Source organism: Citreicoccus inhibens (assembly GCF_019039035.1).
Classification (GTDB): domain Bacteria; phylum Myxococcota; class Myxococcia; order Myxococcales; family Myxococcaceae; genus Citreicoccus; species Citreicoccus inhibens.
In genome coordinates this window covers 217,410-238,211 of sequence record NZ_JAHNZT010000007.1, presented here as the reverse complement: position 1 = coordinate 238,211, position 20,802 = coordinate 217,410, and the positions used below count along the sequence as shown (strand labels likewise).

Genomic DNA, 20,802 nt, shown 5'->3' with positions numbered 1-20,802 from the left:
TCCTTCCCGCCTCCGGCCTGTCGCCAAGGGGCGCGCACGCAGGCCCCAGCTCGCATGCCCGCCGCGTTGTCACTCAGGGACGCCAGTTCGTCGCTTGCTCTGCATGCGAGTGTGAGAGACCAATGATTCCCGTTGGATGCGGGCCTTCTGTGCCTCGCCACGCGGTGCGCAAGCCGCGGTGGAGGGTGTCCGCTCGTGGCACGAGCCCTCGGCGGAGGGCTCACGAAAGGGCTCAGGGAGGAGACGGCCATGACGAGCGCCCTCAAGAACGGCGGCCCTGGGCGTTGTAGGGATCGGGCGCGTGGGGTGCTCGGGGGCTGAAGCCGAGCCACGGGGTTTCGGACGGCGTGGGTAGGCCCGGAGGTCGGCGGTGAGTGGATGTTGGTGTAGAAGGGCGCGGATGGGCAGCGCTCTGGGGTCCGTGCCCGAGGGGGCAGCATGTTGAAGCCGGCGTACGACAAGCTCTGGGCCCTGGCGCTGGCCGCGCCCGTGATTGCCGTCGCGGTCGCGGTGGTGCGCATGCCATCGCGAGGGGTCCCCGAGGAGTTCTGGGCCGAGCGCCGCGCCGCGGCACGCATCGAGGCCCGACTGAGTCATCCCGAGGCGGACCGCTACCGAACCCGAGCGACCGCGGGAGGCTGCCCCGTTCCTCCCGAGCCCATTCCACTGCGCGACCTGGCGAAGATGGAGGAGCAGGGAGACTGGTCGGGCATCGCGGCGGCGTACGCGCTCCAAGGGGAATGGAACCAGGCGGCGTCGTTCCTGGAGCGCCTGCCCGCGTCACCGGATCGCGACAGCGACCTGGGCGCCGTCTACCTGTCGCGCGGCAACTACGAGCAGGCGTTGCGTCTGTTGGATGGCGCGCTCGCGCAGAAGCCCCAGCACCCGCAGGCCCTGTGGAACCGGGCCCTGGTGCTGCGCGAGATGGGCCTCACGCTGCGCGCCTCCGAGACGTTCGAGCAGGTGGCGGCGCTGAACGAGCAGGGATGGGGCCGCGAGGCTCACGCGCAGGGCATCGGGCTGCGTGAGAGCACGCTGGAGCGCGCAAGGGAGTGGAAGGCCGCGACCGCGAGCATGCGCGCGTGGATGGAGAACGACCAGGCGCCCCTGCCGATCGCCGAGGCGCGCAGCCTCCCCAGCACCGTCCGTCAGGGCTTGTATGAAGCGCTCCGCGCGGCGCCCTCCAAGCAGCGCGCCCTCGCGTTGATGCCCCTGGCGCAGGAGTTGGATCGCCTGCAGGGCGGCACCTCGCTCGTGGATTACGTGAAGCGTGTGTCCACCCTGGACTTCAACCGTCGCGCGCCGCTCGCGAACGCCTATGCGGAGATGGTGCGCGCGGGCACGCCGCCGGACGCGGTGCTGGACAAGTTCAAGGCCACGGCGGACGACGACCTCTTCATGGGCACGGTGTTGATGCGCCCCAACTTCGCGCAGCGACACTTCCCAGAGTTCCTGGCTCGGGCGAAGAAGCAGTCCGACCCGTGGTTCAGCCTCATCGTGGAGAGCGAGCTGGCGCGCAAGGAGTACGCCGACGGCGAGTGGTGGAAGGCGGAGCAGCGGCTCTTCAGCGCCCTGAAGGTCTGTCGCGAGGGGGCGCTGTCCGCGCGCTGCGTGGACCTGGAGGTGAAGCTGGGGCGGCTGTACGTGGACCTCCAGCGCGTCACCGAAGCGGAGCGCCATGCACGCATCGCTTGGGCCTGGGCGCGTCAGCTTCGCGAGTGGAACCTCGAATCGCAGTCGCTGGAGATGCTCGTCCACCTGACGCGCTCGCGGAGCGACTTCGCCAGCGCGCGCGCCTATCTCGAGGAGTGGATCGCGCGCACGGGGAGAGACACCTTCTGCTACTGGCCCCACGTCAACCTCGCGCACATCCACTACATGGATCAGCATCCCGAGGATGCGCGGCGGGAGCTGGACATCGCGGCGAAGTGCCCCGACGTCAACGCGGACCTGATGTTCGGCGCCACCATGGTGGAGTTGGCGCGGCTGGGGACTCGGCCGGGGGACGCGGAGTGGGTCCGCAAAGCGGTGGACTCCGCTTCCTCGGGGCCCAATGTCTTTCCTGGGGACGTCGTCTACGGCCACTACCTCGAGGGCCGCTTCGTCCTGGACAGTGACCGTGTCCAGGGGCAGGCGATGCTGACGCGGGTGATTGACGAGGCCGAGAAGCTGCCCCATGGCGACATGTTGGGGCGCGAGGCCTGGGCCTACAGCTACTCCTCGCTCGCGGTGGACGCGGGCCGCGCCCAGGAGTTCGGTCGCGCCCTGGAGTTGCTGGCTCGCCAGTTGGGCGCTCCTGTTCCGAAGCGCTGCGCGCTGGCCGCGGCGGTGCACTACGAGCGCACCGTGGTCGTCGCCGTGGATGCGCAGGGGACCGTTCGTGGGTTCTACGAGCCATCACGCGCGGAGGCCTTCGCGCGCACGGACTCCTCGAAGCTCATCCCGACCGCGCTGCTGCAGTCCGTCCGGAGTTGTGCGCAGGTGGAGGTGCTGGCCTGGCCTCCGGTGTTTGGCCGCACGGAGCTGCTCCCCCCGGACATGGCGTGGAGCTTCCGCGTGGGACGAGGGGGCGGCCGGATGGCGTCACCCACCAATCCCAGACGCCTCGTGGTCTCCAGCGTGGAGACGCCCTCGCTGCTCCAGCTTCCCCGGCTGCCGGCGTGGATGCCCGCCGCCGATTCCGAGGCGGGCGCGATGGAGCTGCTGACCGGCTCGGACGCCACGCCCACCCGCGTGCTGGCCGGGATGACAGACGCCACGGAGATTGAAATCCACGCGCACGGCATCGTGGACCCGACGTTGTCGGATGCCTCGCTGGTGGTGTTGTCCCCCGAGGACAACGGCCGCTATGCCCTGACCGCGGATGTGGTCCGCAAGCAGAAGCTGAATGGCTCGCCCACGGTGTTCCTGGCCGCGTGCAGCGCGGGACGGCTCACCACCAACGCGACGCACGAGCCCTTCAGCCTGCCCGCCGCGTTCATCGACGCGGGCGCGCGCGCGGTGCTCGCGTCGACCGTGGACATCCCCGATGCGGCGGGGCGCTTCTTCGATGGCGTGCGTCAGCGGATCCGCGCGGGGTCGCCACCCGCCGTCGCCTTGCGCGATGAGCGCCAGAAGTGGCTCGCGCGGGATGCCCGCTCGGACTGGACGCGCTTCGTGTTGCTGGTGGAGACAGGAGACTGACAGGCTGAGGAGTGGCGGTCCCGCGAGGGGATGCTGTTCAAGGGGGGGGAGACAGATGCGTATTGCCGCCGGGGACCTGGAACTGGTGGAACGTCACGGACGCGCTCACCTCCATGGCGCGCACCCAGTGCCACCAGCCCACGGGAATGAAGACCATCTCACCAGGCTCCAGCACGGTCTCCAGGACCGTGGCCTCGGAGTACAGCGCATGGCGCTCCAGGTCGGGACGGGCCGCGTCCACGTGACTGAAGGTCCCCTTGCGAGGGTAGACCCGGTGCCGCTCGAAGGAGGGCACCAGCTTCACGTGCTTGCGCCCCATCACCTGGCACAGCAAGACATTCAGGTTGTCATGGTGCAGCGGGGTGACGGTCCCCGCCGGCCCCAACAGCAACGTCAGCATGTCTGGGTTCAGCGCCGGGTCGATGATGCCGCGCGGTGCGCGCACGTCCGCGGTCAACGCCTGCAACCCCTCACGCCGCCAGTTGTCATTGCGAGGGACCATGTAATGGTCATTCGTTTCGCCCCCAGCCTCCACGCGGCGCACGTACTCCGCGAAGGTCATCTGGGTGCGGTGCCGCTCGTATTGCGAGGCATGATCCGGGTTCGCGTCACGCCCCGTCATCACCTCGATGACCACCTGCCCGAACCGCTCCCCCAGGCTTTTCAGCGTCCACTGCGTGCGCGCCGGCCAGTCCTCCATCATTCCTTGCAACACCACGGGGCGATGTCCGAAGTAGTAGCGGACGAAGAACTCCTCGGCGCTCAAGTCCTTGCGCCGCTCCAGCGTCCAGCCGCCATCTCCGCGTCGCAGGTCGCTGTAGAGGTCCAGCAGCGCCTCCAGCCCCCCGTAGTGGCGGGCCAGCCGCTGGCATGCCTGGAAGGCCGGGTGCGCGCCCATCGACTCCAGCTCCCGTCGCGCCAGCCCCGGCTCCACGCCCGCTCCCGCCAGGACCTGGAGCACGTCCTCCTCCGGCACTCCCAACGCCAGGTTCTCCGCCAGCCACACCTGCCACTCCGCCTGGAGGCGAGACTCATCCATGCCCATTAGGAACTCCATGAATTCCATGAATCGATGCCAGAGACCCGATGCATGCAGTGGCAGTCCGGCATGCTATGGAATGCCACGGCTGTCGTTTTCCACCCGTTCGAGTTTCACCCCAGCCCGAGGAGTGAGCGCCTATGACGCCCGGTGATGCCTATTCCGCCCGACCCGGCGCCTTCGAGCCCGACTACAGCGAGCCCCACGTGAAGAGCAACTATCCCACGTGCGAGCAGTCCCAGCGCCGGCGGCGGCCTTCTCCGCCCCCCACCATCCCGCCTCTGGGAGAGACCGCTCCGCCCTGGACCGGCGGCTCCGAGTCGCGCTGAACCCGTCCTGCCCGGTAGGCAACTGGCCCCGCCGGGCATTTTTTTGCTCAAGATTTGGGACGCTGGGCGTCTTTGTCTGGGAAACCACTCGTACTGTGAGCGTGGGCCTCATGGCCAATCTCTTCAACCGGGAGCGGCGCCACTTCGAAGCGTTCATCCGGCGACACCGGCCCAGCCTCCTGGCCGTGGCTCGCCGGCTGTGCGCTCGGGGGGGGCTGGACCCGGAAGACCTCGTTCAAGAGGCCTTCGAGCGCGCGCTCCCCGAGTACGAGCACTTGAAGGACCGGACAGACCCGGCCGCCGCGGCCTGGCTCTGCACCACCATGACCAACCGCTTCCTGGACTACTGCCGGCGTCAGCGCACCGAGAATCGGGGCCTGCCACACCTGGCGCTCGTCCAGGACTCGATGGTCTCACTGGACGCACCCCAGGAGAGCTGGGAGCTGGTGAGCAACGACGCCTTCCATGCGGCCATCGAGCGGCTGAAGCCGCACCTGCGAGACGCCTACCGGCTGCACGCCGAGGGGCGCCGCTACCAGGCCATTGCCGAGCATTTCAACGTTCCCGTGGGCACCGTGGGCAGCTGGCTCACCCTGGCGCGCAGGGACCTCAAGGAGCTGCTGCAGCCGAGCGTGGCGGTGGCCCAAGAGCGGGGAGTCCTTTCATGAACGCGAACTGCACCAAGCTGCACCTCTTCATCGACGGAGAGCTGGGTGACGCGGAGGCCGAGGCGTTTCGCAGCCACCTGCCGCGCTGCCCCGCCTGCGAGGAAGGGCTGAAGGACCTGCTCCAGCTCGAGATGCTCGCGGCCCGCGCGCTCGGAGGCGCGGCCCTGGAGGCGGAGGCCGCCGCGCCCGCCCCCGCGCCTGCGCCAGAGAAGCCAGACACGAAGGTCGTGCCGCTGCGCCCCTGGGCCAGGCGCGCCTACCAGGCCGTCATCCCGCTGGCCATGGCAGCGTGCCTCTCCGCCATCTTCGTCTACCGGCAGGCGCCGGCGGACGTGCCCGGCGTGGTGTTCCTGGAGGACATGGGCACGCGCGGCCTGGAGGAGCGCCTGAGCCATCCGCGCGCGGACCACTGGCGTCCCTATGGCCCCATGCGCGGCTCGGAGTCCTCCGTCGAGGCGCTGCCGCTGCGTCCCCTGGCGGACCTGGAGGAGCGCGAGGATCTGCGCGGCGTGGCCGCGGCCTACCTGCTGCGCGGAGACCTGCGGCAGGCCGAGGCCTTCCTCGAGCGCGAGAAGCCCTCGGCGGATCGGGACAACGACCTGGCGGTCGTGGCGCTGAAGCAGCGCTCGCTCACCCAGGCGCTGGAGCTGCTCAACCGCGCGCTGCGTGCCGAGCCGCGTCATCCGCAGGCGCTGTGGAACCGTGGCCTCGTCCTGCGCGAGTTGGACCTGTTGGACCGCGCGGCGGATTCGTTCGAGCAGGTGGCCCAGCTGGGAGAGCAGGGCTGGAGCCAGGAGGCCCGCCAGGAGGCCGAGCGGCTTCGCGGGCTGTACGGCAAGGCGTCGAAGTAGCCGCGAGGGCGTGGCAGGCTCCAAGGGCACTCGCGCCCCAGGAGCCAGGACATGCCCCGTTCCGCCTCGCGCAACATGGCTGACTACGCGGCCACCCACCGGGACTTCCGGTGGGAACGGCCCGAGTTCTTCAACTTCGCCACGGATGTGATGGATCGCCACGCGAGGGAGCGGCCCGATGCGGTCGCCCTCCAGTGGTCCGATGACGCCGGGCACTCCCGCCGCTTCGCGTTCGCGCAGCTGAGGGCGCATTCGCTGCATGCCGCGCGCTTCCTCACCGACCTGGGCCTCGGCCGGGGTGATCGCGTCTTCGTGATGATGCCGCGCGTGCCGGAGTGGTGGTTCCTGGTGCTCGGCTGCATCCGGGCCGGCATCGTGTTCATGCCAGGCACGCCCATGCTGACGGCGAAGGACATCCGCTATCGGCTGGAGGTCTCGGGCGCGGTCGCCGTCCTCTCCGAGACGAGCTGCCTGGAGCGGTTCGAGGGCGTCGTGGGCACCGGCGGCGTGAAGGCCTGGGTCGCGGTGGGAGACGCCCCCGCGCCCTGGCAGCGCTATGTGCCAGCCGAGGCCGCTTCGGGCGCGGACGCGTTCGCGCCGACGCGCGCGGAGGAGCCGCTGCTCATCTACTTCACGTCCGGCACCACGGGCATGCCGAAGATGGTGCTGCACACGCACGCCAGCTACGGCATGGGCCACGCGGTGACGGGGCGCTACTGGTTGGACCTGGGCCCGGAGGACCGGCACTTGACGCTCAGCGACACGGGCTGGGCCAAGTGCGCGTGGGGCAAGCTCTTCGGGCCGTGGAGTCAGGGCGCCTGCAACGTGGTGCATGACTTCCGCGGACGCTTCGATGCCGCGGCGCTCTTGAAGGTGATGGAGCGCGAGCGGCTGACCACGTTCTGCGCGCCCCCCACGGCGTGGCGTGCATTGGTGCTCCAAGACCTGAAGGCCTACGCGCTGTCGTCCCTGCGCCACGTGGTGAGCGCGGGCGAGCCGCTCAACCCCGAGGTCATCCAGACGTGGCACGAGGCCACGGGCCTGCACATCCGCGAGGGCTACGGCCAGACGGAGACGGTGGTGCTGGTGGGCATGTTCCCCGCGCTGCCGCCGCGCCCGGGCTCCATGGGCAAGCCGACTCCGGGCTTCACGGTGTCCGTCATCGACGAGCAGGGCCGCGAGGTGTCAGACGGGCAGGAGGGCGACATCGCCGTGCGCGTGTCACCCGAGAGACCGGTGGGCCTGTTCCACGGGTACCTTCAGGACGACGCGGCCAACCGCGCGTGCCGACGCGGCGATTGGTACGTCACGGGAGACCGCGCGGTGCGCGACGCGGAGGGCTACTTCTGGTTCGTGGGCCGCGCGGACGACGTCATCAAGACCTCGGGCTACCGCGTGGGGCCCTTCGAGGTGGAGTCCGCGCTGCTCGAGCACCCCGCGGTGGCGGAGTCCGCGGTGGTGGGCGTGCCCGATGAGAAGCTCGGACAACGCATCAAGGCGTATGTCCTGCTCGCGCCCGGACACGTGGGCTCCCCGCAGCTGGTGCAGGCGCTCCAGGAGCACGTGAAGAAGACGACGGCGCCCTACAAGTATCCGCGCGACATCGAGTTCGTCACCGAGCTGCCCAAGACGGTGAGCGGGAAGATTCGCCGCGCGGAGCTGCGCTCACCGTCGCGCAAGTAGGGCCTGTGTCGCTCACGCCTCGAAGAGGACGGGGAAGCCGAGGAGCGCGGCGCCCATCTGGGTGAACCAGCCCTCGGCCACCGAGGCGTGTTGCATCAGCGTGTGGATGTCTCGGAAGCGGCGCTGCAGCGTGGCGCCGTCGCGGATGGAGGACGCGCCGCCCGCGTGGTAGCAGCTCGTCACCACCTGCGCGGCCGTCTCCGTCACCCACGTCAGCGTGGCGGATACCTGTGGCGCCAGGCCGAAGGCGATGGCCGGGGACGTGTTGCACGCCTCCCAGTATTGGCGGCCCAGGTCGCGCAGCGCGGAGCGCGCACCTCGCACGGCCGTGTCCGCGCGGCCCAGGCGGTTGCGGAACACGGGCGAGTCCACCAGCGCGTGGCGCGCGTACAGCCGCTTCTTGCCCGTGAGCGCCAGCGCCATCAGGTCATCCACCGCGCCCTGCGCGATGCCCAGCGCCACCGCGCCCATGTGCAGCGCGCAGTGCAGCACCGGCACCACGTACGTGGGGCCCTCCACGTTGGGCGTCCCCATGAAGATGTCGAAGCTGCGCGCGTGCGGGACGAACGCCTCGATGACCACGTCGTGGCTGCCCGTGCCGCGCAGGCCGAGCACGGACCAGTTGTCCACGATGCGCCCCTCGGCCGCGGGTACCAGCATGCCGCGCGTGCGCACCGTCCCGGGGGCGGGGCCGGGCAGCGGCTTGCCGTCATCGCCCAGCAACACGCAGTTGCCGAACAGCCAGTCCGAGTGCTTGCAGCCCGTGGCGAAGTTCCACCGGCCCGTCACCTGGTAGCCGCCGTCCACCTCGCGCGCCGTGCCCTGGGCGTTGAAGGCTCCGCCCATGGTGACGTCGGGGCTGGGCGCGTAGATGGCGTCCAACTGCTCGCGCGGAAGCAGCACGAACATGTGCGCGCTCTCCGAGGCAATCATCGTCGCCCAGCCCGTGGCGCCGTCCGCGCGCGACAGCTCCTCCAGCGCCTCCAGTCCCGAGACGAGATCCAACTCGGTGCCGCCCAGGTTCCGAGGCGCGAACATCCGGAAGAGGCCCGCGTCCTTGAGCCGTGTGACGATTTCCGGCGGAAGGGTACGCGCCTCTTCGATGGCCGCGCTCTGGGCGGCGATCTCCGGCGCCAGAGCCCTCACTGCTTGAAGGACCTTCGCTCCCGGCTCAGTCGACATGGATGACCCCTGGTGTGGTGGTTCCCGAACGGTGACCTCCAGCTAACCAGAGAGAGCTGACTTTCGGGGAGGGACCCCCGACGTTGTTTCACTGCGTCACGGCGGAGGACTTCCGTTGCGACACGGCGCGCAGGGGTGACACGCACCCAGGTGTGATACCTGGGCGCGGGTCTCAACCTGCTGCGTCACGTGTTCCAATCGCTGTGCACGAAGCCCGCGTCGGGGGTGTCTCGGCGCTGGTAGGTGTGGGCGCCGAAGGCGTCGCGCTGGGCCTGGGTGAGATTCTGGGGCAGCTCCGGGCTTCGGTAGCTGTCCATGTAGGCCAGGCTGGAGCTGAACACCGGCACAGGGATGCCCAGCCGCGTCGCCGAGCCGATGAGCTTGCGCCACGCGGGCGCGAGCCCCTCCAGCACCGGGGCGAAGGCATCCGAGACCATCAGGTTGGGCAGCTCCGGCTGCTGGCTGAACGCCTCGCGCAGCGGGGTGAGGAGCCTGGCGCGGATGATACAGCCCCCGCGCCAGATGCGCGCCATCTCCGCCAGCGACACATTCCAGCCATACTCGCGGGACGCCACCTGGATGAGTCGCATGCCCTGCGCATACGTCACCACGCGTGCGGCATAGAGCGCGTCATGCGCCCATTGCGCCAGGTTCTGGCGCTCCTCGTTGGACAGCGACTCGTGCGGCCCCTTGAGCACGCGCGAGGCCGCCACGCGCTCGTCCTTGAGCGAGGACAGGTTGCGCGCATCCAACGCGGAGGCGATGGACGGCACGGGCACGCCCTTGTCGAGCGCCACCTGCACCGTCCACTTGCCGGTGCCCTTCTGGCCGGCCTTGTCCAACACCATGTCCACCAGTGGACGTCCGGTCTTCTCGTCCTTCTTCCGGAGCACCTTGATGGTGGTCTCCAGCAGGAAGGACTCGGCGATGCCCTCGTTCCAGCGCGAGAACAGGTCCGCCAGGGACGTGGCGTCCATGCCCAGGCCGCGGCGCAGCACGTCGTACGTCTCCGCGAGCAGCTGCATGTCCGCGTACTCGATGCCGTTGTGCACCATCTTCACGAAGTGGCCCGCGCCATCCGGGCCCACGTGGGTGACGCACAGGCCTGCCTCGGTGCGCGCGGCGATGGCCTCCAGCACGGGCCGCACCAGCGCGTACGCGTCCGCCGGGCCGCCGGGCATGATGGACGGGCCGTGGCGCGCGCCCTCCTCGCCTCCGGACACGCCCACGCCCAGGAAGTGGAAGCCCTTGTCGTGGCAGAGGCGCTCGCGCCGGCGCGTGTCCTCGTACCAGGAGTTGCCCGCGTCCATCACCACGTCGCCGGGGGACAGCAGCGGGAACAGGCGCTCCAGCATGGAGTCCACCGCCTCGCCCGCGGTCACCATCAGCAGGATGCGGCGCGGGCGCTCCAGTCGCTTCACGAACTCCTCGAGCGACGGCGTGCCGCGCACCTCCGGGTGTCCGTACTTCTGATGCATCTCCTCGATGCGCTCCGCGTGCCGGTCCCACACCGCCACGCGGAAGCCGTGGTCCGCGATGTTGAGGGCCAGGCTCGCGCCCATCACGCCCATGCCCGCCACGCCGAACTGCGCCGGCTTTGGAGGGCTGCTTGCCGCAGTCATGCTGCCTCCTCGGAAATCTCTCGCGGGGAATGCTCCGCGCCGTCCCACTCACCGCCCCGCGGCGGCGGGGTCCATCATCCACTGCGCCTGACTCACGTGGGCCGCGGGCAGGGCGCTATCGCCCGCCAGCACCCGGCGCACCGCGTCCTGCTTGCCCGCGCCCGCCACCAACCCCAGCACCGCCCGCGCGCTGTGCAGCACCGGGAGCGTCAACGTCATGCGCCACGGCGGCGGCTTGGGGCCCACCACCGCGAGCACCCGCCGCTCGCGCTCCTCCAGCGCGGGGCTGCCGGGGAACAGGCTGGCCGTGTGGCCATCTTCGCCCATGCCCAGGAGCACCACGTCCAGCGCGGCGGGGAGCCGGGCCTCGTAGTCGCGCGCGGCCTGCTCGCGGTCCTCGCGCTCCCCTTCCATGCGGAACACCTGCGAGGGCGGCAGCCGCAGCGGGCGCAGGAGGGTGTCCTCCACCAGCCGGTAGTTGCTCTGCGCGTGGTCCGGCGGAACGAAGCGCTCGTCCACGAAGTACACGTCCACGCGGGCCCAGGGCAGCGTCATCCCCGCCAGCGCGCGGTACGTGGGCGCGGGCGTGGAGCCTCCCGACAGCGCGAGGCTGACGCGGGGCTGGTGGCTCAGCGCGTCCTGGAGCGCGCGCGCCAGCCACTCGGCGGCCTGACGCGCGAGGTGCTCGGGGGCGATGACGAGCGCCTCGCTCATAGCGGCGTCCACCGGCGCCCGCTGCGGGCCATCAGCGAGGCGGCGGCCTCCGGGCCCGCCGACCCTGGCGCATAGGTGTGCACGCTGCCGCCCTCGCCGGACTCGATGGCGCGCAGGATGGGCGTCACGTAGGCCCAGGCCTGCTCCACGCTGTCCTGCCGCGCGAAGAGCGTGGCGTTGCCGCGCATGCAGTCCAGCAGCAGCCGCTCGTAGGCCTCCGGCACGGGCTTGGCGAAGCTCTCCGCGTAGTTGAAGTCCATGGTGACGCCCGCGATGTTGACGTCCTCGCCGGGGACCTTGGACTCGAAGGAGAGGGCGATCCCCTCGCGCGGCTGGATGCGCAGCGTGAGCACGTTCGGTTGGAGCCGCTGACACGTGGCGCCCTCGCCGCTGAAGAGGCCCACGGGCACGGACTTGAAGTGGATGGACACCTCCGTCATGCGCCGCTTCAGGTTCTTGCCCGCGCGCACGTAGAAGGGCACGCCCTGCCAGCGCCACGAGTCCACGTGCATGCGCAGCGCGACGTACGTGGGCGTGCGCGAGCCCGGCTTGACGCCCTTCTCCTGCGCGTAGCCCTGGTACTGGCCCACCACGACGTGGTCCGCCACGTCGGTGCCCTCCACGGGGCGCAGCGCGCGGAACACCTTGTTCTTCTCGTCGCGGATGTCCTCCGCGCCAAAGGACACCGGAGGCTCCATGGCGCACAGCGCGAGCACCTGGAGCAGGTGGTTCTGCACCATGTCCCGGATGACGCCCGTCTCGTCGTAGAAGCCGCCGCGCCCCTCCACGCCAATCGTCTCCGCCGCGGTGATCTCCACGTGGTCGATGTGCTGGCGGTTCCACAGCGGTTCGAAGATGGCGTTGGCGAAGCGGAACACGAGGATGTTCTGCACCGTCTCCTTGCCCAGGTAGTGGTCGATGCGGAAGATCTGCCGCTCGTCCAGCACCGAGAACAGCTCGCGGTTGAGGGCCTTGGCGCTCTCCAGGTCGTGACCGAAGGGCTTCTCGATGACGAGCCGGCGCCACGGGTGGTGGCCTGGATCCGTCTGGCGCGTCAAGAGCCCCGAGTCCGCGAGCCCCTTGAGAATCTGGGGGAAGGTGGAGGCGGGCGTGGCCAGGTAATAGAGCTGGTTGTCGCCAGTCTTCTGCTTCTGGGAGACCTGGGTGAGCCGCTCGCGCAAGCGGACGAAGGACTGCGGATCATCGTAGGCGCCGGAGACGCCTTCGAGTCGCGGGGCGAAGCGCTGCCAGGTGGCCTCGTCCAGGGGCTGCGTGCGGGCGAACTTCTCCAGGCCCGCCTTCACGTGCGCGCGGAACGCGGTGTCGTCCAGCGCGGAGCGGCTGAAGGCGACGACGGCGAAGTGCTCGGGGAGCAGGCCCGCGCGGTCCAGCTCGAAGAGGGCGGGGAACAGCTTGCGTTGCGCGAGGTCTCCCGTGGCGCCGAAGAGCACCACGGTGCAGGGGTCCGGACGTCCGGCGCGGACGAGCGGCTCTCCCTCTCGGGGATGGGTCTCGATGTGCACACCCTTCACATCCATTCGGCGGTCTCCTCGCGTTCGACCGGGCACCTAAGTTCCTAACGCGCCGAGGCCGCAAGTGCATAAGAACCCGAGTGACGCCGGGGCGACGTCCCGAGTGTCCTCGCCTGGGACGCGGGACCCATGCCCGGGGGGGCGGCCCGGCTCGGGGCGGGGGCCGTCCGGGAGGGGCGGGAAGGTGCTATGCCCTGGTGGACCATGACGACTTCTCCCGTGGCGCTCATCACCGGTGGTTCGCGCGGCGTGGGCCGCGCTGTGTCCCTGCGGCTGGCCAAGGCCGGCTATGACATCGTCTCCACGTATCGCCGTGACGCCGAGCAGGCCCAGGCGCTGTGCCAGGAAGTGGAGGCGCTGGGGCGCCGCTGCCGCGTGCTGGTGGCGGATCAGCTGGAGCCCGCCAGCCTCCACAACGTCTTCGACACCATCCAGGAGGAGTTCCACGGCTTGGATGTCTTCGTGGCCAACGCGGCCTCCACCGTCTTCACGCCGCTCATGCAGACCAAGCTCCACCAGATGGACAAGACGTTCAACGTCACGGTGAAGAGCTTCCTGCTGGGCGCGCAGCGCGCGGTGCCGCTGATGGAGGGCCGCAAGGGGCGCATCGTCGCGGTGTCCGGCATGGACTCGCGCATGCCCCTGCCGTTCCACGGGCTCCTGGGCGCCATGAAGGGCGCCATGGAAATCATGGTGAAGTACCTGGCCGCGGAGCTGTCCGGCACGGGCATCCGCGTCAACGCGGTCAACCCGGGCTACATCGACACGGACTCCAGCCGCTTCTACATGGGCGATGCGTGGGCGGGCCTGGAGGCCACCGTGCGCGAGCAGGTGCCCTCGGGCCACGTGGCCAGCCCGGATGAGATTGCCCGGCCCATCGAGTGGCTGTGCTCGGAGGGCTCCGAGTATGTGAATGGCCAGACGCTCGTCGTCGACGGCGGCCTGGAGGTCAACTACGCGATGAACTTCGCGGCGCGGATGACGCCGCCCGCGCAGCGCTGACGGCCCTGCGCATGCGGTTCGTCGTCTCGCTGTGGTTCTGGTTCTTGTTCCTCGTCACCGCGCCGGTGGTGTTCGCGCTCGGCGCGGTGCTGTTCCTCCTCACGTACCCCGTGGACCGCGACCGCAATGCGTTGCATTCGCTGGTGTGCAACATCTGTTTCTGGGTCTGGCTGCACGCCTCGCCTGGCTGGCGCACGCGCATCGAAGGGCGTGAGGTCCTGCCCCGTGGCCCCTGTGTTTTGGTGGCCAATCACCAGTCCGCCATGGACATCCTCGCGGTGATGGGGCTGTTCACCCCGTTCAAGTTCGTGGCCAAGGCGTCGCTGTTCCGGCTGCCGCTGGTGGGCTGGATGATGACGCTGCTGGGGCACGTGCCCGTCGTGCGCGGCACCTCCACGTCCCTGCACCAGTTGTTGGACCCGTGCCGCGTCTGGCTGCGCCGGGGCATGCCCGTGTTCATCTTCCCCGAGGGCACCTACTCCACGAACGGCCAGCTGCTCCCGTTCAAGCGCGGCGCGTTCCAGCTCGCGTTGGAGGAGCACGTGCCCGTGGTGCCCATCGTGGTGGAGGGCACCACGAGCCTGGTGGAGGGAGACGGCCCCTGGTTGAGCCCCCGCGCGTCCCTGCGCGTGCGCGTGCTGCCCCCCGTGCCACCGGAGGCCTTTGGCCCCGACCCCGTCGCCCTCGCCTCGGGGGTGCGCGAGCAGTATCTGCGGGCCCTCGGATCTTCCCGGTAGCCCCCGCGCTCGGGCCCGATGGTTGCGGATTGACGGGCATTTCTCGGTGAGTCGTGCGACTCGGGAAATGACCGGTAGCTTGTGTTACCCCGTTGCATCATGACCTTCGCGCGCTGGGTTCTCGGACTCTGTCTGGTGTTGGGGCTCACGGGCTGCCTGCATGGCATGGGGCACCCGGAGTATCCGCAGTACGAGCATGTCTTCGCGAAGCCCGTGGAAGTGGCGCTGGACGAGACGCGTCGGTTGCTGGTGGAGCGGGGCTTCGACATCGACGACGAGCGGGGCGCGGTGGACCCCCGGCAGTTCTTCACCGGCTGGCGCGGCCCGATGACCTGGAACTCGGGGGACGGCACGTTCACCCGCTACCTGGTGACGGGGCTGGCGGTGTCCTCGCGCGAGTCGGTCATTCGCATCTTCCGCATCCAGGTCAATGGCGTGGGCAATGACGCGGAGGTTCGCAGCCAGGTGTCCAAGGACGCGCTGCGCGACGAGGCGGAGGACGGGACGTCGCTGCGGCCGGCGCCGAACACGCTCAACATCGCCAGGAAGGACCTCTTCCGGCAGCGCAACCGCGATGGCAGCTACGACATGACCGAGCACTTCACCGGGCTGGATGGCGCCCAGTACGGGCTGCGCGACATGGAGCTGGAGCGCGCGCTCGCGCTGCGATTGGAGTCCACGCCCTCGATTGAGACGCTCAGCGGCAACGTGAACGAGCAGGTGCCCGTGCCGGTGCGGACGCCGGAGTTCTATCTGACGCGCTGGCAGGACCAGGTGCCGGACGCGCCCTCGGGGTTCTCGCCCAAGGAGGAGTCGCGCGTGTTCGGCCTGGAGGCGGTCATTCACGCGGGGCGGATGCTGCTCATTGGCGAGCAGCTCGGCTCGGCGCAGGTGCCCGCGGCGGTGGGCGTCCTGGTGCGGCAGGCCGCGGAGCGGGGGATTCCGGTGGCGCTGGGCCTGTCGATTCCTTCTCCGGAGCAACCGCGCATCGACCATTACCTGGGCAGCCCGGGGGCGCCGATGGACCAGGACGCGCTGCTGGATGGGCGCTTCTGGCGGCGGCCGTATCAGGATGGTCGCAGCAGCCGGGCCATCTTCGACCTCATCGACCAGGTGCGGGCCATGCGCGCGCAGGGGCTGAAGGTCTCGGTGGTGGCCTACGACACGGACCTGCTGAACGGGGGCGAGCGCGACGCGGCGCTGGCGGATGTCTGGTTGAAGCGCCACGCGGCGCGGCCGGACGAGATGCAGGTGGTGCTCGCCGGCAACACGCACGTGCGCATGGTGACGGGCGTGCCCTGGGACCGGGACTTCACGCCCATGGCGCAGTACCTCCGGCAGGTGAAGTCGCTGCTCGTCTTGGAGGTGGGCTTCGCGGCGGGACGGCGCTGGGGCTGCGACCTGGACAAGAGCAGCAAGCTGCAGTGCGGTGTCGTGGGCGCCACGCCCACGCCGCGCACCCAGGTGCCGCCGCTGTCTCAGCCCTACCTGAAGCTGTATGAGAAGCCGACGTCGGAGGGCTATCAGGGCCAGCTCACCGTGGGCCGGCTCACGGCCTCGCAGCCCGCGATTGATCCGGTGCCGCGCGTCCACAAGCGCGAGGTCCCCACCGGCCCCATCGGGCCCACGCGCCCGCCGCCGTACCCGCCTGGGTATTAGCGGCCGCGAGCCCAAGCCCGCCTCCCTCGGCGTCCGCGAGGGGGCGGGCGGGCTGCCGCGCGCTTGCCCGAGGCAGGGGGGCTTCTCTCCGAGCGGAGCGCGGCGCGGCGCGGGCGTCCAGCGGGGCAGGCCACTGTTGGCCGAGTATTGCCGCGCTCCTCGCCGCGACCAGATTGAGGGACAGCCGCTCGGAGGACGCCGCATCCAGGCCAGGCGGGCGGCGGAGGCAGCGATGGTCGGGCTCCGGCAGGGATGGATTCGTCACGCGAAGGTGCTGGCGGTGATGCTGATGGCAGGGGGGCCTCTCGCGGTGCTCGCGCGGACGGACCCATTGCCCTCGTGGAACGAGGGGCCCGCGAAGCAATCCATCCTCGACTTCGTGGCCCGCGTGACGAAGGAGGGCGGCCCGGACTTCGTGCCGGTGGCGGACCGCATCGCCGTCTTCGACAACGACGGCACGCTCTGGCAGGAGAAGCCCCTCGTGCAGGGCGCCTTCCTCGTGGCGCGGGTGCGGGAGTTGGTGGCGAAGGACCCGTCCCTGCGCCACCAGCAGCCCTACAAAGCGGTGCTCGAAGGCGACGCCGCCACGCTCATGGAGGCGAGCGAGGCGGAGCTGATGGAGCTGCTCGCGGCCACGCACTCGAACCTGACGCAGGCGCAGTTCGTGGACGAGGTGCGGGACTTCCTGCGCACCGCGCGCCACCCCAAGCTGGGCGTGCCGTACACGCAGCTCGGCTATCAGCCCATGCGGGAGCTGCTGACGTTCTTGCGCGCCCATGGGTTCCAGACGTGGATCAGCACGGGGGGCGGCATCGACTTCGTGCGCGTGTTCGCCGAGCAGTTGTATGGGATTCCACCGCAGCAGGTCATTGGCAGCAGCGTGGTGGAGAAGTTCGAGCGGCGCGATGGCCAGGAGGTGCTGTGGCGCGAGCCGCGCGTGGACCACGTGAACGACAAGGAAGGCAAGCCGGTGGGCAACGACCTGCACATCGGCAAGCGGCCCATCTTCGTGGCGGGCAACGTCCGCAATGGGGGGGACATCGCGATGCTGCGCTCGACGCAGCAGGGCCCGGGGCCCGCGTTCCAACTCCTCATCAACCACGACGATGCCGCGCGCGAGTTCGCCTACGCGGAGAAGGACGGGGCCTCGCTGCGCGCCGCGCGCGAGGGTGGGTGGACGGTGGTGAGCATGCGCTCGGATTGGAAGACCGTCTTCGGGGGGATGCCGTGAAGGAGCTCGCGCACTGGGTGGGGTTGCTCCTGATGCCCGGTTTCATCGTGGCCATGGGCCTGGAGCAGGGGCTGGCGTGGCGCCTGAATGACCTGGGAAAGGGCATCCAGCAGCCGGTCTATGTACGAGGCATGTTCGTCTGTCTGGTGTGGGTGCCGGTGTGGGCCCTGCTCGTCACGCGGGTGTTTCCCCTGCATCCGATGGCTGGGGGCGTCATCGCGCTGATGGCGTTCTGTCCGGGCCTGCCCATGGCGTTGCCCACCATCGCGCGGCAGAAGGGCAACATGCCGCTGGGGCTGGCGCTCTCCATCACGCTGACGCTGGCGGCCATCGTGTTGCTGCCGCTGTCGCTGGCGTTGCTCGGGCGGCTGTTTCCGGGGGCCATCGAGTCGCCGCCGTTCCGCGTGCTCATTGGCAAGGCGCTGCTGCCCTTCTTGGTGTCGTTCATCGTGGGACTGGCGCTCCAGCGCTGGGACCCTCCGTTCGCGCAGCGGCTACAGAAGCCCGTGGCGGTGTTCTTCAAGGTCACCCTCTCTTGCGCCGCCGTGTTGCTCATCATTGCCGGCATCCCGATGCTCAAGCACCTCCAGGTCTGGGGGGTGGTCGCCATGCTGTTCGTGACGCTGGGCTCGGCGTTCATGGGGCACTTCTTCGGGGGGCCTCGCGACCCGGACCGGGTGACGCTGGGCATCTCGGCGGTGTACGGGAACCCGGCGCTCGCGATGTGCGCGGCGGGGACCACGTACCCCATGCAGCGGATGCTGGGCGTCATCGGCATCTACCTCATCATCCGGACGCTCGCGCTCGTGCCGTATCAAGTCTGGAACAAGCGGCGCCGCGAGGCGGGCTCGAATGGCCAGGAGCGCACACCGTCGGATCCGCACGGTCCTCGGCCCGTGGGCATCTGAGCCCGAGGACGCCCGCGCGCGGACGTCGCACCGCACCGGAGGGCGACTGTCTCCGGCCCATGTCCATCGCCAAGGTCTTGCTCCTGACCGCTCGACGTCGCGGTCCACCGCGCGACCCCGCGCGGCCATGCGCGAGAGAGACGACGATGGCGGACACTCGGGAGTCGCAGGGCTCGTCCGATGACGAGGCGACCGTCTCCTTCCTGTGCGACCTGGTCCGGGCCCTCCACGTGTCCTATCAAGCGGCGTCCTTGGTGGAGGCGCGGGTCAAGCAGGTCGCGCGCGCGTGGGGTCTCCAAGTCGAATTGTTCACGCTCCAGAGCGTCGCGATTCTGGAGGTGGTGTCTGGGTTGGAGCGTCGCGCGGTGGAGTTGGATCGCCTGCCCTTCAATCCGCACTGGAACCTGACGCGCGCCTCGGCGGTGCTCGGGCTGTGCGACGACATCGCCGCGGGGCGCAAGCGCGTCCCCGAGGCGCACGCGGACTTGAAGCGCATCATGGCCTCTCCGCCCGTCCATCCCGGGTGGCTCGTCTACCTGGCCTATGGCGTCTATGGGGCGGCCGTCGCCGTGCGCGTGGGCGGGGCCTGGCTGGAGCTGGCCGCGGCCTTCGTGGTGGGCGTGCTCGCGGGCGCCATCCACTTCGGCACGCTGCGCTCGCAGCAGCTGGACCTCCAGAAGAGCTTCCTCGGCGCGTTCCTGGGCACGCTGGTGGCGTTCCTCCTGACGTGGGTGCTGCCACCCTTCGACGCGGCCCGCGCCTTGTTCGGCGGCATCACGCTGTTGGTGCCCGCCATGGTGGTGACGCTCGGCTCACTGGAGTTGGTGACGGAGTCGGTCGAGGCCGGCACGCCGCGCCTGCTGTATGGCTTGCTGCGCTTCGTGATGATGGGCGTGGGAATCGCGGCGGCGGGCACGGCGTGGGGGCTGGTCGCGCCCCTGCCGCTGTACTCCTCCGCGCATGCCCTGCCGCACCCGCTCGCGCTCGCCATCGTGGCGGTGGGCGGGCTGGCGCTGGCGGTGTGCATGTCCGCGCGCGCTCGGGACGTGGTGCCCATTGTCGCGGCCGTGCTGCTCGCCTACGGGACGCAGGAGCTGACCAAGGCCGTGCTGGGGGACCGAGGCAGCCCGCTCGTGTCCTCGTTCGTGCTCGGCGTGGCGGGCCTCTGGTATGGGCGCCGCCCCGGCTGCATGCCCAACACCGTCATCATGCCGGGGCTGTTGCAGCTCGCCCCTGGCTTCATGGGGACCCAGGCCATCCTGGCGTTGCTGGGCGTGGGCGCCAACACGGACGCACGCCTCTTCAACGTGCTGCTGGTGGCGCTGCAAATCGTGATGGGGCTCATCTTCGCGGCGCTGCTCGCGCGGCCCCCGGTTCCCGTCGTGGAGCCGGATCCGTAGGGAGGGTTCAGGCGCGAGTCGGGCGCACGATGCAGCGAAACCCGATGTGGCTGGCGCCGCTGTCCACGGGCTGCGGCGAGCGCGCGGCTGGGCGGTAGCGTCGGCAGTAGTTGGGCGCGCACAGGAAGCTGCCGCCCTTGAGCACGCGGCGCGGGATGCGCACGGCGGGCAGATGCGCATCGAAGCTGTCATCCGGCGTGGACGGGCCGCGCGGATTGACGGGGATGCAGCAGGCCTTGCCTCGGTGGCCTTCGGCGTGGCGCGCGCGGTACCAGTCCGAGGTCCATTCCCAGACGTTGCCGGCCATCTCGTGAAGGCCGTGGCCGTTGGAAGGAAAGCTGCCCACGGGACAGGTGCCCTCGTGGCCGTCCTGGGCGAGGTTCTGCCAGGGGAACTCCCCTTGCCAGGTGTTGGCCAGGTGGTGACCTCCTGGCGTGAACTCGTTGCCCCAGCAGAACTCCTGGCGGTCCAGGCCCCCGCGCGCGGCCAGCTCCCACTCGGCCTCGGTGGGCAGGACCTTGCCGGCCCACTGGGCATAGGCCGCCACGTCTTCGTAGGCCACGTGCACCACGGGATGTCGCGCGCGCGTGCTCACCGAGGAGCCCTGCCCCTCCGGTTGCTTCCAGCTCGCGCCGGGCACGTAGGCCCACCAGCGCGACAAGTCCCGCAGGTCCACCCGGCCGCTCGTCTTGCGGAACACGAGCGAGCCCGGCACGAGCAGCTCGGCCACCGCGCCGGGATAGTCCGCGGGGTTGAGCGGGCGCTCAGCCACGGTGACGTAGCCGGTGGCCTCCACGAAGCGCGCGAAGTCCGCGTTGGTCACCGTGAAGCGGTCCATCCAGAAGCCCGAGGTCGTCACGCGGTGCGCGGGCGCCTCCTCGGGATAGTGCTGGTCCGAGCCCATCCAGAACGTCCGTCCGGGAATCCACACCATGTCCGCGAAGGGGGCCTCGCCAGGGGCAGACTCCTCTTCCGTGGGGGATGCGCGGGGCTCATGGGCAAGCTGGCTCATCGGTCCTCACTCGTGGTGGTCGAGTCGCGACGCAGGGCCGCCGCGCAAGG

The 20,802-nt window shown here is 70.0% G+C and carries 17 protein-coding genes; 11 read left to right on the top strand and 6 right to left on the bottom strand.

Features of this window, described 5'->3' with window-relative positions:
- Positions 1-438 precede the first annotated feature (438 nt).
- Entirely contained in the window at positions 439-3,183 is a 2,745-nt protein-coding gene (locus tag KRR26_RS12445) for a CHAT domain-containing protein (protein WP_217079903.1), read from the top strand.
- Positions 3,184-3,220: 37 nt separating this feature from the next.
- Here the strand turns inward: KRR26_RS12445 and KRR26_RS12440 are convergent, their stop codons facing one another.
- The gene (locus KRR26_RS12440; RefSeq protein WP_268905826.1) at positions 3,221-4,222 is read right to left on the bottom strand and encodes a cupin-like domain-containing protein; all 1,002 of its coding nucleotides are present in this window, start codon (positions 4,220-4,222) and stop codon (positions 3,221-3,223) included.
- 140 nt (positions 4,223-4,362) lie between these two features.
- On the opposite strand from KRR26_RS12440, the gene KRR26_RS12435 reads away from it, so the two are divergent.
- The 4 genes from KRR26_RS12435 (at position 4,363) to KRR26_RS12420 (ending at position 7,753) form a co-directional block, all read left to right on the top strand.
- Positions 4,363-4,551, top strand: coding sequence for a hypothetical protein (locus tag KRR26_RS12435; protein WP_217079902.1), 189 nt, complete (start codon positions 4,363-4,365; stop codon positions 4,549-4,551).
- A gap of 110 nt (positions 4,552-4,661) precedes the next feature.
- Positions 4,662-5,219 carry an RNA polymerase sigma factor gene (locus KRR26_RS12430; protein WP_120204982.1) on the top strand — a complete coding sequence of 186 codons (558 nt, stop codon included), beginning with the start codon at positions 4,662-4,664 and terminating at the stop codon, positions 5,217-5,219.
- Complete coding sequence (locus KRR26_RS12425) at positions 5,216-6,070, top strand: zf-HC2 domain-containing protein (RefSeq protein ID WP_217079901.1); 855 nt, start codon at positions 5,216-5,218, stop codon at positions 6,068-6,070. Before KRR26_RS12430 ends, KRR26_RS12425 begins: the two co-directional genes overlap by 4 nt.
- 51 nt (positions 6,071-6,121) lie before the next feature.
- Entirely contained in the window at positions 6,122-7,753 is a 1,632-nt protein-coding gene (locus KRR26_RS12420) for an acyl-CoA synthetase (protein ID WP_217079900.1), read from the top strand.
- Positions 7,754-7,765: 12 nt separating this feature from the next.
- On the opposite strand, the gene KRR26_RS12415 is transcribed toward KRR26_RS12420, so the two are convergent.
- The 4 genes from KRR26_RS12415 to zwf form a co-directional block, all read right to left on the bottom strand.
- On the bottom strand, positions 7,766-8,935 hold the full coding sequence (locus tag KRR26_RS12415) for an acyl-CoA dehydrogenase family protein (RefSeq protein ID WP_120204851.1): 1,170 nt from the start codon (positions 8,933-8,935) through the stop codon (positions 7,766-7,768).
- Positions 8,936-9,120: 185 nt separating this feature from the next.
- Positions 9,121-10,557, bottom strand: coding sequence for an NADP-dependent phosphogluconate dehydrogenase (gene gndA / locus KRR26_RS12410; protein WP_120204853.1), 1,437 nt, complete (start codon positions 10,555-10,557; stop codon positions 9,121-9,123).
- Between the two features lie 48 nt (positions 10,558-10,605).
- Positions 10,606-11,271 carry a 6-phosphogluconolactonase gene (pgl, locus tag KRR26_RS12405; protein WP_217079899.1) on the bottom strand — a complete coding sequence of 222 codons (666 nt, stop codon included), beginning with the start codon at positions 11,269-11,271 and terminating at the stop codon, positions 10,606-10,608.
- On the bottom strand, positions 11,268-12,809 hold the full coding sequence (gene zwf, locus KRR26_RS12400) for a glucose-6-phosphate dehydrogenase (RefSeq protein WP_120204856.1): 1,542 nt from the start codon (positions 12,807-12,809) through the stop codon (positions 11,268-11,270). The genes pgl and zwf overlap by 4 nt, the downstream gene beginning before the upstream one ends.
- Before the next feature lie 198 nt (positions 12,810-13,007).
- On the opposite strand from zwf, the gene KRR26_RS12395 reads away from it, so the two are divergent.
- From KRR26_RS12395 to KRR26_RS12370, 6 genes are all read left to right on the top strand, one after another.
- Positions 13,008-13,805 (top strand): SDR family NAD(P)-dependent oxidoreductase, encoded by a 798-nt coding sequence (locus KRR26_RS12395; protein ID WP_120204985.1) that lies wholly within the window; start codon positions 13,008-13,010, stop codon positions 13,803-13,805.
- Between the two features lie 11 nt (positions 13,806-13,816).
- Positions 13,817-14,542: a lysophospholipid acyltransferase family protein gene (locus tag KRR26_RS12390; RefSeq protein ID WP_217079898.1), complete on the top strand. Its 726-nt coding sequence runs from the start codon at positions 13,817-13,819 to the stop codon at positions 14,540-14,542.
- A gap of 99 nt (positions 14,543-14,641) precedes the next feature.
- Positions 14,642-16,201: a TraB/GumN family protein gene (locus KRR26_RS12385; protein WP_217079897.1), complete on the top strand. Its 1,560-nt coding sequence runs from the start codon at positions 14,642-14,644 to the stop codon at positions 16,199-16,201.
- Positions 16,202-16,433: 232 nt separating this feature from the next.
- Positions 16,434-17,432 (top strand): HAD family hydrolase, encoded by a 999-nt coding sequence (locus KRR26_RS12380; RefSeq protein ID WP_217079896.1) that lies wholly within the window; start codon positions 16,434-16,436, stop codon positions 17,430-17,432.
- Complete coding sequence (locus tag KRR26_RS12375; RefSeq protein WP_120204861.1) at positions 17,429-18,340, top strand: symporter; 912 nt, start codon at positions 17,429-17,431, stop codon at positions 18,338-18,340. The genes KRR26_RS12380 and KRR26_RS12375 overlap by 4 nt, the downstream gene beginning before the upstream one ends.
- Before the next feature lie 146 nt (positions 18,341-18,486).
- Positions 18,487-19,740 carry a threonine/serine exporter family protein gene (locus KRR26_RS12370; RefSeq protein WP_120204863.1) on the top strand — a complete coding sequence of 418 codons (1,254 nt, stop codon included), beginning with the start codon at positions 18,487-18,489 and terminating at the stop codon, positions 19,738-19,740.
- 7 nt (positions 19,741-19,747) lie between these two features.
- On the opposite strand, the gene KRR26_RS12365 is transcribed toward KRR26_RS12370, so the two are convergent.
- The gene (locus KRR26_RS12365) at positions 19,748-20,752 is read right to left on the bottom strand and encodes a formylglycine-generating enzyme family protein (protein WP_217079895.1); all 1,005 of its coding nucleotides are present in this window, start codon (positions 20,750-20,752) and stop codon (positions 19,748-19,750) included.
- Positions 20,753-20,802: the final 50 nt, after the last annotated feature.